Consider the following 14,891-nt stretch of genomic DNA (forward strand, 5'->3'; position numbering starts at 1 on the left):
TTATTGAAGATTAATTCTAATTTCTTTTTTAGATAAGAAATTAGGTTTGAAGATTAATTGAAGTTTAGGATCGCCTTGTTTTACTTCGAAAGCAATACTTCCTGAAACCTTTCCGTTTGGAGCTAGTTGTCCAGCGTTTAATTGTGTATTTTGATTTACCGTAGTAAATGTTTCGTTAACGATATTACCTTCGCTATTTTGTAAGCTAAAATCAAAAGGATTATAGCTTATTTCCTCTTTACCGCCGTTTTCTATAGTCACATTAGCTATTACAAATTCATGGTCCTCTTTAGGCTTGTCAAATTCTCCACCTTGAGACTTTTCAATGTTCGAAACAGTTAATTTGTGATCACCTAGTTGAATTGTTTCCCCAACTTTAAATTCTTTCTTTTCTTCTTTTTTGTCTGTTGATTGTTCTGATTTTGGATCACTTGATACTTTCTTTGCTGTTTCCTCAGTTCCTCCACATGCAGCTAAACTGAAAGCAAGTGCACCAGTTAAAGCTAATGTACCCATTTTCTTATACATTTTGTTTCCTCCAGTTATGTAAAATGTAAGATTTCTCAACCCATCATAACAGAAACGGTTACAACTTTTTTGTCAAATTTTGTCGAAAGGAGATAAAAAAATAGAGTTAGAAAACAATTAAATGTAATTTAATCCTAATAATACTTCCTAAATTAAATGGCATAATAAAACGTCTCAATTTGAGAGGTTTTATTATTCGTTTATAAGAGATCAACAGCGCTAAACCAATTCAGAAAGCATACCCTATATCATTAAAGGGGATAACAACTTGCAAAAAATTATTTATGGCCTTCAGTTTTAGATTTTTTATTGCAACATAATAAAGTTGTGACTTTCTATAAAAAGTTAAAAATGTAATTAAAATCAAAACACCACATTCATATGAATATGGTGTTTTACAGTAACAGAATAGAATATTAAATTTGTGAAAAATAAGCTTTTTTATACAAAAGAGGAGAAATGATTTAAAATGCATTTCTAGTATACAATGATGAATAGTGTTCCTACTTGCTAGGGATGATGGGGGTTTTCATAGAAATATACAAACAAACTATGTAAAGAAACAGATTGTTTGTTTGTATATTATGCAGACAAAACAGTCATATAGTCTTATATACAACCATATAGCTGTTTTGTCTTAACACATATAAGTATCCAGGTGTGCAAAAAGTTACATATTATTTTTGGGTGTTTTTGTAGCTAGTTTTGCATATGACAGCGTCTAAAAAGCTACTTTTGCTAAAAAATATTCAAGCAACACTCATAAAAAGTAGATGCTTTTTATAAGTGTTGTTTATTCAATCTGAACAGGGATTTCCAAGCTTCACAACCGAATAAAAAATGGGTAACAGATATTACCTATTTGATTTTCAATGGACAGAGATTATACCTATTCTCTATTAAAGAATGCCTATGAAATCAGTCATAGAAACGACCTTAAACTCGTGTTAGATACCCTTAAAAAGGCCAGAAAAAAGCGGAACGTGAAAGGGATTCTCCTACATAGTGATCGAGGGTTCCAATACACAGCCCCCCATATGTCTTGTTTTATGTTTTACTGGTTCTCCTATCACTAGTGCTTTCTGTCGTTAGGATTATCATGGTTATTAGCTTAGTAACTTATGCAGCAACATATCTAATATAATAATAAACCTGAGGGACTACTATGAATTTAGAAAAAGAATTAGAGATCATCCTACACTGTAAAAAACTAATATCTAAAGCTTTTTCAATTTGGGGAGGTGAACAAATTGAATTTATCCAAAAAGGGAAACTTCGCAATAACTTCACCATATAAAGAAACCCGTTATTATCGAATAGATGATTTATTAGATGCTTTTCAACTAAAAGGAAGCAAGTGGGAATATTCAATGACAATATAAATCTTCATCACTAACTAATATACATTTATAAAAGGAGAAATACCAATGAATAACATACAAACCCATCAACTTAAAGTATCTGACGAAAATATAGAAATGTTAAAAATCCTAACGCATCCATCACGTGTCCAAATTGTATTAACCTTATTACCTAATAAAAAACTTAATGTTGCAGAGATAGTTAATATTCTACAAATTCTACAACCAACTGTTTCACAGCATCTTTCTACGATGAAAGGGAAAATTTTAGGATCTGATAGAAGGTTTAGAGGTGTACTATTACATAAGTAATCCTAAAATCCCTCAAATCATTGGAATTTTATCATAAAAACCAAAAAAATTTTATCCATTACTCTTTGATACGAAATAATCCACTTATTTGTTTAAATCTTTCTGCAAGCTTATGAGTTATTTTGAAGGGGATTTTTTGCATAACGAAAAGACACCCTAAGGCGCCTTTCTCCGACTTAAACTACTTTAATTTTAATAAGATGTATTCGGACTCCCATCTGATTTCCATTTTACCATATAAAACCTCATCCCCAACCAGCTTTTCATTTGTTAAAACATTTGTTATAATTTGTGTATAAACTTATATAATCTTATATAAGTTGTTCGTATGAATTTTAAATGGATTTGTTGTACAAAATAAAAGAAGAGATGCTGGACACATCTCTTCAAGTAACTGTTTACCGCAAGGCGGGACGGTTGCTAAAAATTAATTATTTTTCTTTTTAGAATCGCCCTTTCGCTTGCCGGCTGGGGCGGTTCTTTTATGTTTTTTATTACTTAATTTCTTTGCTAACTCATTTGCATAAGCCGTCGCAAAGACTGTAAGAAACACTTTTACAGCATCATGTAATAAAGTAAGTAAAGAATCTATTCGGTCACCTCCTTTCTCTCTAAAATCAGAGAAAAAGGATTAGCAACCTCCCGCCCACGTTATCCAGTTGTGTTTATTCTACCACAAATTCCCTCTAGCAAAATAGAAAAAACCATTTCAAACGTCTAGCAATCTCATAGATTACTGGAATACTAACTGAATTCCCCGCCTGGCGGTATAACTAGCTATAACATTTGGTTTCTTTCGCTATGTAAAAGAATTCAGATTTTTACTTCTTAAAAGTTTTAATTAATAAAAATACTATATGGGTCCAAATTTTAAAAATGAATTTAGAAGCGTTAAACAAAATTTCATATTTGTTAGGGAGAAGGAATTGAGTAGTTAAAGGATAAGGATTGTGTATACATATAAATATGCAAAGAAAAAAGCCTAATTTTATTAGCCTTAATTTTAATTACTTGGATTTTTTGATTTTACACCATTCAGCACAAAATTAACTATATCTTCTATTTTCTCTTTATCTATGGTCCGTTTATCTAGAAATACAAAACATGATACAAAAAAACGCCTGCCTTTCCTATGATTCTAGAGAAAGAATAGCGTATTTTTTCATTTTAAGAAAATTTAATTTTGTTAGTTGATAGCGATAGGCTATCGCCAGTATTTTTGCCAGCCTCACGCTAAGCAAAAAACACAAAAAATGTCCATCAGGACGGCTGTACCATTTACATAATTAGTGTTATGGATAGTTATATAATTTTCGACGTTAAGTTAATTTGTGATTTGTTACTGTGAAGTCAAGAAAGTCATCGTTTAAACAAAACTTGATAATATCGCTTTTGTACGATTGTCCGCTACTTCATAATAAATTTCTAATCCTTTCCGAGTACCTGTAATGATTTTAGCAGCTTTTAGTTTGGCTAAATGTTGACTAATTGTACTTTGAGGCATTTGTAATTTTCCATACATTGTTGTTACATTAGTAGGGCCTTTTGTAAGCATTATTTCTACTAAGGTTAAACGGACAGGATGTGCCAATACCTTTAATACTTCAGTGACCTCTTCATATTTTTCTATTTTTTCTTTCATATTTCTTTTCCCCCTTTTATATAAATATTAATAATATCCATATATAAAGTTCGAAAAGATATACGATTTTGTGTCCGTTATTTTAAAAAATTTAGATAGTAAGAAGCCCCTTCAGTTCGAAACTGGAGGGCTTTGTTAACATAACGTCTCACTATCAGTATTCAATAATGAATAGAAATTTCGTTATTGGGGGATTTTGATTCTTTAGGTTGATGGCGATGTACACAGACCCCATTTTTCTCATTTTGGGGGGATTTAATTTCGTTAGGTTGATGCCCATGCCCATAATCCCAAAAACGACCAAAACTAAACCGCATGTTATAAAAATTGGCTTTCTTTTCATATGCCGATTCTCTTTAGGTAACTTTTTATATACAGTTAACCAACTGATAAACCTGAATTCTCATTCACGTTCAAGAAGATTGAGTTATCACTAATTAACCATTACCTTTTTCTTTCATGGTTGTGTATGTACTACTTAAAATAATGTAAGATTTCCGGAATCATCATAACAGAAACGGTTACAATTAGTTTATTATATTCTTTTGAAAGAAAATAAAAATGAGAGCCGAGGCTTTCACTTTTATTGTATAGAAACTAAAGATGCTTCAATTATGTATCTATTAGGGGCATCCCCAATATAGTTAAATGGATAACATGTGGTTAATGTCAACGTCGGTTTATCTTTTGTAATAATTACAGTACGATCATCTGCATCAGTAATCCAGTGTTTGCGAATTTGATAAGTGTATATCTTTTTATCGTATTCAACTAAAATGTAATCATTTTCTTGTAAATCTCCCAAATTATTAAATACTGTATCGCGATGGCCGCTTAAAACGGTATGTCCATTACCAGAAGGAGTAGTAGTAATATCACTAACAAACATCCCAACTCCCTTTTTTAATGCTTTATCATCAGCGCCCCAGTAGACTTGGTATTTCTGCTTAATTTTCGGTATAACCATGTAGGCGATTTGTTTCCCCATTTGATGTTGTACTTGAGAAGAGGGAACCTGTTTTTGTGATTCTGGTAATGGTTCTTTAGTATTTGTAAAATCCAGTTCTTGTTTTGGTAGAATTTGTTGATCGTGGTTTTCTTCCGATTTGTTGGTGGTATCTTTCTTATCACTAGTTACAGAGTTTATATTTTTATATTGTTCAATTTCAGTGCTCGTCAAGGCTTCAACAGTTTTCCTTGCATCATACCAGTCTATAAAGTAATAAACAAAAGCAAAAGAACCTATAGTAATTAATAAAACCCCAAGCCAATCAAGTTTTTTCAAATGTATCACTCCACATTAAAAACGACAGGAGTCTTCCTGTCGTTTTTAAGTATTAGTTTATGCGTTCGTTTTTTTACGACGGAATACAAGAATGGAACCTACTAATACTAGGGCAGCACTTGCAAGCATCATTGTGATGCCATTTGATGCTGTATTTGGTAGTTTTTCACCTTGTTTTTTTGTTTCATTTTTTACAGCTGTTTGCTTAGGTTGTTCTTGTTTATTGTTTGTTGCTTGGTTGTTTTGTTGTGTGTTCTCTTGTTTAGTATTTTCCTGTTTAGTTTGCTCTTGTGGTTTATTTTCATCTTTTTTAGTAGTTTGTTTACTAGCTAAAAATTGATCGTAATCTCCTTTTTTTACTTCACAAGGTAAGCCATCATTGTCACGATCTAAATCATGAGGATCGTTAGTTGCGCTGTATCCATTGCTATGCCAGAATTCCATAACCTCTTGTTTGTTTTTAAAGTGACCGCAATTCTTGTCATTTGGATTCTTTTCCGCAAATGCAGAAGAATTGTACCCAACTGTTAAAAGTGTGAATGCTGTTGCTGAAACTAATAGTTTTTTTATGGATTTCTTCCTTTCTCTAAATGGTTATGTATTTACATTTACCACAAAAATAAAAGTAAATTTTGCATAAAATGTAAGATTCCTAACAAAGAATAACAAATTTTCTCGTTATATATTGTCAGAATTTGTCGGCAAAATAAAAAATAAGACCAAATGATTCTATTACTACATTTACGGAAAAGTATAAGATTTTTTGCCGTTCAATGGAAAAGACTTCTTTTATGATGAAATCAAATCACAGTATGTCTTTGTTATCATGTAACATTTTGATATACAACGCCGGCTTTTTAGCGAATCGTCGCCTTTGTTGACGACCGTTTTTACATTGTTTTTTGAACAGAGTTATCTTCAAATTCCAATGTTTCAGTGTTGAATTTTTCTACGCCTCTTTTGCCTTTTGGAGAAAAATGGACGAAAATCTCATCGGTACGAGAAGAAGGTAGTCTTTGATATTTCTTACGATTAGTCAATCATTATTTTTAGATTTTTAATCAATTAAATATCGCAAAGCCTATATCATATATGTTAAATTTAATGCAAACTAAATACCCCTAATATGTATTCGTTTTTTTACTAGGGGGAATAAATATAGTATGATGAATGAGACTATGATTTCAGGCGGTTAACCGATCATCATAGTGTATATTATGTGTAATAAGGTAGAAGAGGAGCTTCAATAACTTATTTACACATGCGATTGACGCAACTTTATGACATTTGTTATAAGGTTGTGTTTTTAATTTATCATAATACTCAACAATGTGGTTCTGTCCGTAACGACGTAGCTTTATCATGTTCTGGATAATGAGAAAAAGAAGCTTACGCAGATGCTTATTTCCACGTTTATTGATCTTATCTTTGAAAAAAGTTTTAGGTGTTGTGTATAAGTATACGATGTCACAAAAACGAAAATGTGTATAATGATTTTTTAAAGATCTAATTCAGTAGGCTTATTTGTCATGCACATTTTTAATGTAGTCGTTAAAAATCAAAGATAATACACAACCGTATTATCTTTTGGAACGCTTAGCTTGATAGCGATGGGGTGCTACCTCTATAAATGCAGATTAAAAGTATGGTCGTGGTAGATAATCAAAGTAAGAGGCATACTTTGATTAGTATCTTTTTATTTATAAACAAAAAAGGATAGATGCAGTAGAATGTTCAACTACTATCTATCCTTTTGGTCTTTTGAATTATTCTGCCTTAAATTCAATCACTTGCTCTTGATTTATGGCTTTTCCATCTAAAAGACCTTTTGCTGTTATATAAATAATTGTTTTTTTGGAGTCTTCAAGCTGACCAATTGCATACTTTGCAGTGAAGCTACCGGTGCTTAATCGCCACTGTTCACCATTCCATCTGCCAGTTATTTTTTGACCATCGGAAGCTTCGACTTTATCATCGTAATTTAGTGTACCAAACTCTGTTTTTAATGTATTGTTAGCAAAATCAATTTGAACTTTGTTTAATAATTTGATTTGAGAGCTAGTTTCAATCTCGTATACATTGTCATTGACCTTTTTGAAGTGAATGTTCCCTTCTTGTCCTTTAACAAGTTTCATATATTGATCAGATGATATGAACAGTTCGTATTCTTCCTGTGTAATTCCCATGTTTTCATGATATGGCAATCTTTCTCCAGGCTGTACTGTTGTTAAATATTCTTTGTACCACGCATAATTTTTTTGAAGACTTGCTTGCGTTTTTTTCGTAATTTCCTCAAGTTTTTGTTTCATATCTTCTTGTATTTGTATTGTCATAATATCAGCAGGTGTTTCCGACTTTACTAATAGTGGTGTGATGAAATCTTTTGTGCTCTGATTAGTAGGCGATAAAACTTCTTCAGTTTTTTCCGAATTCGTATCTTTCGTATCCTTATTTTTTGTAGAGTTGGTTGTTTCTTCTGTCGTATTCTTTTTTGTATCGACTGGTTTGCTTTCAGTAGAATTATTACATCCAGATAATAAAAAGAAACTTGTAAGTGCCCCTAGTATGATTTTTTTCATTAAAAATTCCCCCATATTTTTTCATAAAAACAAACGATACCATAATTATACATTGGAAATCTTACCATAACAATTTACTGTTTTGAAATTTTTATTGGTAGTGGCATTATCCTGTCGCAATCAAGTTATTACTCTGGACTATCCCAAAAGTGAAAGTGTTTGGGAATACTTAATCTCTTAAGTTGATGGATAGGGGGAATTGTCAGTATGTTTCTACTCAAAGCTACACAAAAAATAGTATCCGATTGTGTTTGTAAACAGGTATACGGATACATATCAAAGTAGTTTTTCTATACTATTATTAAATGGTGTAAGGGTATGTGGAAAAATATCGGGTGAATGGTGGCTGTCTAAGAAGTGGGGATATGCAGCATCGGTCGCTCTTATTCCCTATACCATTTTAAAGACGCTTTGGGTGTTTGGAGTTCCCATAGTGGTTTCTGAGAATGGTGTTGAGGCATTGCAGGCATCTATGAGAACCAACGCTGATTCGGTTAGCTGTTTTTTGTATTCCTACGGGGTTGAACTAACTGATGGCAATTTATATCACAATGCATAAAGAATTTGAAGGCAAGGAAATAGCTGTAAATCATTTTAGACGGAATATTCAGATGTATTTAGAGGAATGTATTTTCATGAAATAAATCTAGTTCCAGTAAAATCAGTTGCAACAAGTGAACATTACTTTCATTGTGCATGTTATTCGTTTTTAATCGTTTTGGGGAACTAGTTATTATTAGTTTTGTGACAATGGGGTACTAATAATAAAAAAAATATATATAAGCTTGTATAAACGTAATAAAAAATGAAAACCTTGTTTACATACGAATGTTAGATTGGGATGTCGAAAATAGCCTATGGAGGGACAACAATGACGAATCTTCGTAAAAAGATGATGAGACTAACATTAGCGGGAACGGTAGTACTAGGTTCATTAGGTACAGGAAGCATGATGAACGATAACGAGGTAAAAGCTGAGGTGAAAAAAGCAGGACAGCAACCCAAAAATATAATTATGATGGTTATGGATGGAACAAGCTCTTCAGCTACAACATTGGCCCGATGGTATAAAGGTTCACCTCTTGCACTAGATCAAATCGTATCAGGAGGTGTTCGTACTTATTCGGCTGAATCAGCTATTACGGAATCAGCGCCGGCAGCAACCGCTTTAGCGACAGGAAATAAATCAAATTCAAGCTATGTGGGCGTATTACCTTCTATTGTGAATTCACCTGGCTTAGAACCAATCAAAGAAGAAGACCGGCTTCGCCCAGTTGCCAACGTCTTAGAAGGCGCAGAACGTTCAGGGCGCGCAACAGGAATTATTGCTACATCGGAAATTCAGCATGCTACTCCGGCTGGTTTCTCTGCTCACTATGCTAACCGCAATAATTTTGAAGTGCTTGGTGAACAGCAAGTTTATCAAAATATGGAAGTTGTATTAGGTGGGGGAAAGGCAGCACTTCAGCCTGTGGTAAGCAATGGGATCCGTAAAGATAACGAAGATTTAGTAAAAGTGATTCAGGACAAAGGGTACGACTTTGTCGAAACAAAGGATGCCCTATTAAACTCCAAATCCGATAAAATTTGGGGCTCTTTCTCTAATACTGCACTTGCGTTCGATATGGATCGCGAAGCAACCAATCCTGATCAGCCAACACTTTCCCAGATGGCGGGCAAAGCAATTCAAACATTATCAAAAGATAAAGATGGCTTCTTTTTATTTGTAGAAGGCAGTAAGCCAGATTGGGCAGCACATGCCAATGACCTAATCGGGATGATAAGCGATGTATTGGCATTTGATGCTGCGGTTGCAAAAGCATTAGAGTTTGCGAAAAAAGATGGGGAAACTATGGTTATCGCTTTAGCTGACCATGGTAACAGCGGTATTTCCGTTGGTAACACCAATACCACAAAAGGATATGATACCACACCGGTAGCTGCCTACATTAATCCACTGAAAAAGGCAAAAATGACACTTGAAGGTGCCACAAATAGACTAAAAGGTGATTTATCTAATATAGAAGAGGTAGCTGCACTTTACGGTTTAGACAACTTAAGTGATGATGAAAAAGAAAAGTTAAAAGCTACACAAAAGAAAACTGATGTAGGTCCAATCCTTACTAAATTATTGGCCAACCGTGCGAATATCGGTTTTACAACAGGGGGTCATACGGGTGAAGATGTATTCTTATATTCTTATGGCCCTCAAAAGCCATACGGTTTAGTCCAAAATACGGACATTGCGAAGACAATGGCTAAAGCAATGGGTTTTAACTTAGGAGAATTAACAAACAAATTATTTTTAGATGGTGAATCAGCCTTTAAACAAATTGGTGCAACTGTAACGATTGACAAAACTGATGTAGCAAACGGGGTGCTCGTGGTAAAACACAAGAAAGTGGAAGCTCAATTGTTTGCTAATAAAAATATTATTCGTATCGATGGAAAAGATTATGAGTTAGGAAGCATCGTTGTAGAAAGTAATGGAAAATTCTATGTACCTGAAAAAGCAATTCATCTATTCATAAAGCATTCTCGTTAAACAAATAGAACCATAAGTTTTATCATTGTGCTTTCCTGATCCTACATGAACATGTAGAAACTGACCACTTAGTAAATCATACTCTAGTTGAAGTTTTACACCAGCATTTTGGCCATTACCTTCTCAACCTTGATATGTAGAAGCAAATTTATCCGGAATCTGAAAATGTGTAGAACCCAATACAAGAATACGCTGAAAATAAATTGTATACAAAGTTGGAATCTTGCAAGAAGAACAAAATTGCTGCTGAAGTAAATAGTGGAATAAATCTTTTTAAAATATACACAATAAAAATATTGAAAAGTCTTTTCGAGGGGAGTCAATGGTGTGTTTCCTATTTTAAAATTTTTAAAACAAGGACGTTATTCTATAAATGATCAAGGGAATAGGAATTCAAATATTCAGAAAGAAACTATAGGAAATCATAATATCAGTTGTGACTTATTCCAAAACACAAATGATCTTCAAAAGCTTTTTCAACAAGCTCCTGATTTGGTAATTCGTCAATTTCAATTAGTAAATAAATCAGAAGCTGCTTTGATATATTTATCTGGATTAATAGATAAACAATCTATTCATAATAATATACTGCCGCCTTTGATGCATACCCCATTTGATGTTAGTAATGGTCTACCTGTCACAATAGGAGAAATTCAAACAATTAATACTTGGAATCAAGTTGAAAATGCTATTTTTCAAGGGGATAGTATTTTATTAATTCACGGTCAAAACACAGGGTATCAACTAAATACAAAAGGATGGCCACAAAGAGATATAACAGAACCTAGAAACGAAATATCTCTAAAAGGAACTCATGAAGGGTTTGTAGAAACATCTAGTCAAAATATAGCTTTAATACGAAGGTATATTCCTAATAGAGAATTAGTATTAAAAGAGGTTTTAATTGGAAGTAGAGGGAAGACCAAAGTATCTATTTTATATTTAAGAGATGTAGCTTCTCAAGATGTACTTAAGGAATTGGAAACTAGAATTCAAAATATTAAGGTGGACTCGATTATTAATACTGGTGAAATAATTGAATTTATTGAAGATAATCCTTATTCACCCTTTCCACAGTTTATCTTGACTGAAAGGCCTGATTCAACTGTATCTCACATCCTTCAGGGGAGATTCGCCATTGTTGTGGATCGAAGTCCAAGTGTTTTAATTGCCCCCGTAAATTTTATTTCCTTTTTTCAAGGGGTAGATGACTACAACACACGTTGGTTAGTATCTTCCTCTGTTCGATTACTACGTTTTATAGGTTTTTTTATAGCCTTATTGTTACCTGCAACCTATGTAGCGTTTATTTCATTTAATTTTGAAGTTATTCCTGTACAGCTCTATTTATCAATTGCAGAATCACGAGAACGCGTTCCGTTTCTTCCGGTGATAGAAGCTTTACTTATGGAGATTACCTTAGAAATGATGAGAGAGGCTGCCCTTCGTTTACCCACTCCCATTAGCCAGACCGTAGGGATTGTTGGAGGCATTGTGATTGGACAGGCTGCTGTTCAAGCGGGGATTGTGAGTAATATCATGATTATTATTGTTGCTGTTACAACTATAGCTTCTTCTATTGTTCCTAATTTTGAAATGGGTTTGGCAATAAGATTATTGCGTTTTCCTATGATGTTATTAGCTGCTTTATTTGGAATTGTAGGAATTATTATCGGCTGGATGACTATAATTGCACATCTTATAAGTTTAGAGTCCTTAGGTACTCCTTATGGTAGTCCTTTGTCACCTTTTCGAATATCAGGTATGAAGGACACGCTTGTTCGCTTTCCTTTGTGGTCAATGAAGAGGGAATCTAAAAATATTACGAAGAATCATAAAGAAACTAATCCTGATAAAGGGTGAAAATATGAAAAAATATGCATATAATGACATCACTGTCATGCAATATATTTTTATAATTAATGCCTCACAAGTAGGAACTGGAATTCTGTCCCTTCCAAGGGTACTTGCAGAAAAAGCTGGAACAGATAGCTGGATAGCACTATTTATTGGTTGGTTTTGCTCTATGATCGCCAGTATTTTGCTAATTCAAACAGCTAAACACTATCCAAATGATACCTTATATGAAATTCTTATTCGATTGTTTGGGAAAATCATTGGTACCATGGTAATTATTCTTTATATGATATATTTTGCTTTTTACGCATGGACAGTTCTAATTAATGGCATGCTTTATATTAAGGGCTGGCTTCTTCCAAAAACACCCGACTATATTATTTTGTTTCTGTTCTCTATTCCAACCTTTTTGGTTGCACGCAATGGTGTTCGGATAATAGGTCGATACTGTGAATTATGCTTTTATATGACAATGTGGATTCCATTTTTTTNCTTCATACCATTAAAAGATGGCAATTGGTTACACTTTCTTCCATTATTAAAGGCGGGTTGGAAACCTATCTTTTCGGCTGTTCCGTCTACTATCTTTTCCTTTATAGGATTTGAAATTGCATTTTTTCTTTATCCTTTTTTGCAAAAAAAGCAATATGCAACGCAAGGCATTATTATAGCAAATACCTTAACATTTGTATTTTATCTATTTACTATAGTTATTTGCTTTTTATACTTCAGTCCAGATGCAATTTTAGAGTTTAATCAACCCGTACTAAACTTGCTTAAAGTTATTGAATTTCGTTTTTTAGAACGATTTGATATGATTTTATTGGCTATTTACTTAATTGTCGTCTCTACTGCATGGATTCCTTGTGTATACTGTGCTGTATTTTGTTCTAGTCAACTAATTGGAAAACAAGATCATACGCTTCATGTAGCTATTTTATTATTGGCAGTAATTATAGTAACATTTTGGATCCATCCCTCATGGAATGAATCTGAACTATTTCAAAATGTTACATCGAAAGCTGGACTTGTATTAGCTTTCTTATTCCCTGTATTTTTATGGATATATAACTTAATCCACAAAAAATACTTTCGGAGGGAAGCACATTGAAGCAGAAGATATTATGCAGTGTTTTAATTCCGCTACTATTGCTCACTGGGTGTTTAGACCAAATGAATGTAGAAGATGTTACACTCACGCTTATACTAGGTTTAGATTTGGACGAAAATGATAATTTGAAAGTATACTTATCCAGTCCTGTTTTCAATAAAGAGGCCAAGATTAAAGAGGAACAATTTGGTGTAAAATCTGTTACAGTGCGAAACTCTCGTGAAAAATTTGATACCATGGTTATGGCTTTGACATCGGGAAGCAAGACACAAATTATTTTGATTGGTAAGCGACTTTTAAAACAAAAGAAGTGGACGGATTATTTAGATCCTTTTTATCGAGATCCTAAAAACACAGTTACTACAAGAATTGTTGCTGTGGATGGACCTGTTTCAGACATAATTTATTATGCTCCCAAAAATAAACCACGTCTTCCTATATATTTGACAAAATTAATTGAGACTGCACATAGAAGAAATATTACAGTAAAAACGACTCTTCAAGATTTTCATAACCAAACAAAAGAAAAAGGAATGACAACAAGTGTTACCGCACTTAAAAAGAATAACCATATAAAGTTGACAGGTTCAGCATTACTTGATGAACAGAATAGATATAAGCTAACTATTACACCAAAAGAAAATTTATTATTAAGTATCTTGCAGAATAACATACAGGGAGAATTTCCATTTACTATTGCCGTACCGTTACAAACTGATAGCAAAGAAAAACATTGGTTAAGCTTTAGTACTCAAGGTACCAAAGTAAAAACAAACGTACAATACAAAAATCATTTTATGTTTAATATAAATGTAAATATGAGAATTTCAATTTCAGAACGACTGTTTCCTTTTAATGTTAGAAATAATGGGGAGAAATTAGAAAAAAGTATTGAAAAGCAGTTGGAAAGTGATTTAGAACAATTAATAAAGAAAATACAAAAAGCAGAAATTGATCCTATAGGATTGGGATTGTATGCACGAGCTTATACATATAAGGATTGGAAAAGAGTTCAAAAGGAATGGGGAAAAGCATTATCGAAGGCTGATGTTAAAGTTAATGTACATGTTAAAATTGGTGGAATGGGTACAATCAAGTAACGAGAACTCAGAGTAATAATTTTTTTAGACACTTCCTGGGTAGCACCACATCGCTATCAAGCTAAGAAAACAAGTTACCCCCAAAACGAAAAAATGAGCTACATTGCTCATAGCAAAATGTAATAAGCTAAATTTTATTTTTGAAGACTTCAAAGTATTAGCTCGGTACAAATTGGTGATATTTCAATAAGGGATGTACTCATTTTCTTACTACTGATAATGAGACGTTATGTTAACTGAGAATGTATGGAATATACATCCAATTTTTATGACAAATCGCTTCTTTCAAATGATACAATCAAGGAAAAGGAGGATTATTATGAAGAAACATCGTTTTAGAAATCTATTTTTATGCTTCACAGCTCTTTTAGTGTTATCTGCTTGTCAAAAGTATAACGGTAAATTAATACAGTGGGGTAATACTGCTAACACCGTTGACACAGCTAAACTAAAAAGAAATAACATTCCGTATGAAATAAAAAATGATAAAATATATATTCCTGAAGATGCAGTAAGTGATGCTACATATTGTTGTACATAAGCAGTAATGTAAGCCCTTTTCTAAACAGGG

12 protein-coding genes and 3 pseudogenes are annotated in these 14,891 nt (G+C 33.0%); 7 read left to right on the forward strand and 8 right to left on the reverse strand.

All coding sequences use genetic code 11. The features are described 5' to 3' along the window. Positions 1-528: a DUF4352 domain-containing protein gene (locus DJ93_RS28325; protein ID WP_042984850.1), complete on the reverse strand. Its 528-nt coding sequence runs from the start codon at positions 526-528 to the stop codon at positions 1-3. Between the two features lie 1,250 nt (positions 529-1,778). Here DJ93_RS28325 and DJ93_RS34530 point away from each other — a divergent pair. Together DJ93_RS34530 and DJ93_RS28335 are read left to right on the forward strand one after the other, a co-directional pair. Continuing rightward, positions 1,779-1,910, forward strand: coding sequence for a hypothetical protein (locus tag DJ93_RS34530; RefSeq protein ID WP_259300257.1), 132 nt, complete (start codon positions 1,779-1,781; stop codon positions 1,908-1,910). Positions 1,911-1,955: 45 nt separating this feature from the next. Next, positions 1,956-2,238: pseudogene (locus DJ93_RS28335) on the forward strand (ArsR/SmtB family transcription factor). A 390-nt stretch (positions 2,239-2,628) separates the two neighbouring features. Here the strand turns inward: DJ93_RS28335 and DJ93_RS34535 are convergent. The 6 genes and pseudogenes from DJ93_RS34535 to DJ93_RS28360 form a co-directional block, all read right to left on the reverse strand. After that, positions 2,629-2,754, reverse strand: a complete 126-nt coding sequence (locus DJ93_RS34535) for a hypothetical protein (protein WP_259300256.1) — start codon at positions 2,752-2,754, stop codon at positions 2,629-2,631. An 813-nt stretch (positions 2,755-3,567) separates the two neighbouring features. Continuing rightward, positions 3,568-3,843, reverse strand: a complete 276-nt coding sequence (locus DJ93_RS28340; RefSeq protein WP_042984852.1) for an ArsR/SmtB family transcription factor — start codon at positions 3,841-3,843, stop codon at positions 3,568-3,570. 583 nt (positions 3,844-4,426) lie between these two features. After that, complete coding sequence (locus tag DJ93_RS28350; RefSeq protein WP_042984857.1) at positions 4,427-5,128, reverse strand: class D sortase; 702 nt, start codon at positions 5,126-5,128, stop codon at positions 4,427-4,429. Positions 5,129-5,185: 57 nt separating this feature from the next. After that, positions 5,186-5,698 carry an excalibur calcium-binding domain-containing protein gene (locus tag DJ93_RS28355; RefSeq protein ID WP_042984860.1) on the reverse strand — a complete coding sequence of 171 codons (513 nt, stop codon included), beginning with the start codon at positions 5,696-5,698 and terminating at the stop codon, positions 5,186-5,188. Positions 5,699-6,312: 614 nt separating this feature from the next. Beyond that, positions 6,313-6,582, reverse strand: a pseudogene (locus DJ93_RS31800) (IS110 family RNA-guided transposase); the annotation flags it as partial. 312 nt (positions 6,583-6,894) lie between these two features. Then, positions 6,895-7,707 carry a hypothetical protein gene (locus tag DJ93_RS28360; RefSeq protein WP_042984862.1) on the reverse strand — a complete coding sequence of 271 codons (813 nt, stop codon included), beginning with the start codon at positions 7,705-7,707 and terminating at the stop codon, positions 6,895-6,897. An 871-nt stretch (positions 7,708-8,578) separates the two neighbouring features. On the opposite strand from DJ93_RS28360, the gene DJ93_RS28365 reads away from it, so the two are divergent. After that, positions 8,579-10,252 (forward strand): alkaline phosphatase, encoded by a 1,674-nt coding sequence (locus tag DJ93_RS28365; protein ID WP_042984865.1) that lies wholly within the window; start codon positions 8,579-8,581, stop codon positions 10,250-10,252. Here the strand turns inward: DJ93_RS28365 and DJ93_RS31805 are convergent. Beyond that, positions 10,241-10,513, reverse strand: a pseudogene (locus DJ93_RS31805) (transposase); the annotation flags it as partial. The gene DJ93_RS28365 and the pseudogene DJ93_RS31805 overlap by 12 nt on opposite strands. Before the next feature lie 66 nt (positions 10,514-10,579). Here DJ93_RS31805 and DJ93_RS28370 point away from each other — a divergent pair. The 4 genes from DJ93_RS28370 to DJ93_RS28385 all read left to right on the forward strand — a co-directional run bounded on the left by DJ93_RS28370 (position 10,580) and on the right by DJ93_RS28385 (position 14,861). Next, positions 10,580-12,115 (forward strand): spore germination protein, encoded by a 1,536-nt coding sequence (locus DJ93_RS28370; RefSeq protein WP_080743763.1) that lies wholly within the window; start codon positions 10,580-10,582, stop codon positions 12,113-12,115. A gap of 4 nt (positions 12,116-12,119) precedes the next feature. Beyond that, positions 12,120-13,220, forward strand: coding sequence for a GerAB/ArcD/ProY family transporter (locus tag DJ93_RS28375; RefSeq protein ID WP_042984868.1), 1,101 nt, complete (start codon positions 12,120-12,122; stop codon positions 13,218-13,220). Further along, on the forward strand, positions 13,217-14,320 hold the full coding sequence (locus DJ93_RS28380; RefSeq protein ID WP_042984870.1) for a Ger(x)C family spore germination protein: 1,104 nt from the start codon (positions 13,217-13,219) through the stop codon (positions 14,318-14,320). Before DJ93_RS28375 ends, DJ93_RS28380 begins: the two co-directional genes overlap by 4 nt. 319 nt (positions 14,321-14,639) lie before the next feature. Beyond that, positions 14,640-14,861 (forward strand): hypothetical protein, encoded by a 222-nt coding sequence (locus tag DJ93_RS28385; RefSeq protein ID WP_042984872.1) that lies wholly within the window; start codon positions 14,640-14,642, stop codon positions 14,859-14,861. The last annotated feature ends 30 nt before the right edge of the window (positions 14,862-14,891 follow it).

It is taken from the genome of Bacillus clarus, assembly GCF_000746925.1.
In the GTDB taxonomy this organism is placed as follows: Bacteria; Bacillota; Bacilli; order Bacillales; family Bacillaceae_G; genus Bacillus_A; species Bacillus_A clarus.

What these genes read in the sequence shown, in the direction of transcription:
- DJ93_RS28325 (WP_042984850.1), bottom strand. Translation starts at nt 528, where the DNA reads ATGTATAAGAAAATGGGTACATTAGCTTTAACTGGTGCACTTGCTTTC.
- DJ93_RS28385 (WP_042984872.1), top strand. Translation starts at nt 14,640, where the DNA reads ATGAAGAAACATCGTTTTAGAAATCTATTTTTATGCTTCACAGCTCTT.
- DJ93_RS28340 (WP_042984852.1), bottom strand. Translation starts at nt 3,843, where the DNA reads ATGAAAGAAAAAATAGAAAAATATGAAGAGGTCACTGAAGTATTAAAG.
- DJ93_RS28365 (WP_042984865.1), top strand. Translation starts at nt 8,579, where the DNA reads ATGACGAATCTTCGTAAAAAGATGATGAGACTAACATTAGCGGGAACG.
- DJ93_RS28360 (WP_042984862.1), bottom strand. Translation starts at nt 7,707, where the DNA reads ATGAAAAAAATCATACTAGGGGCACTTACAAGTTTCTTTTTATTATCT.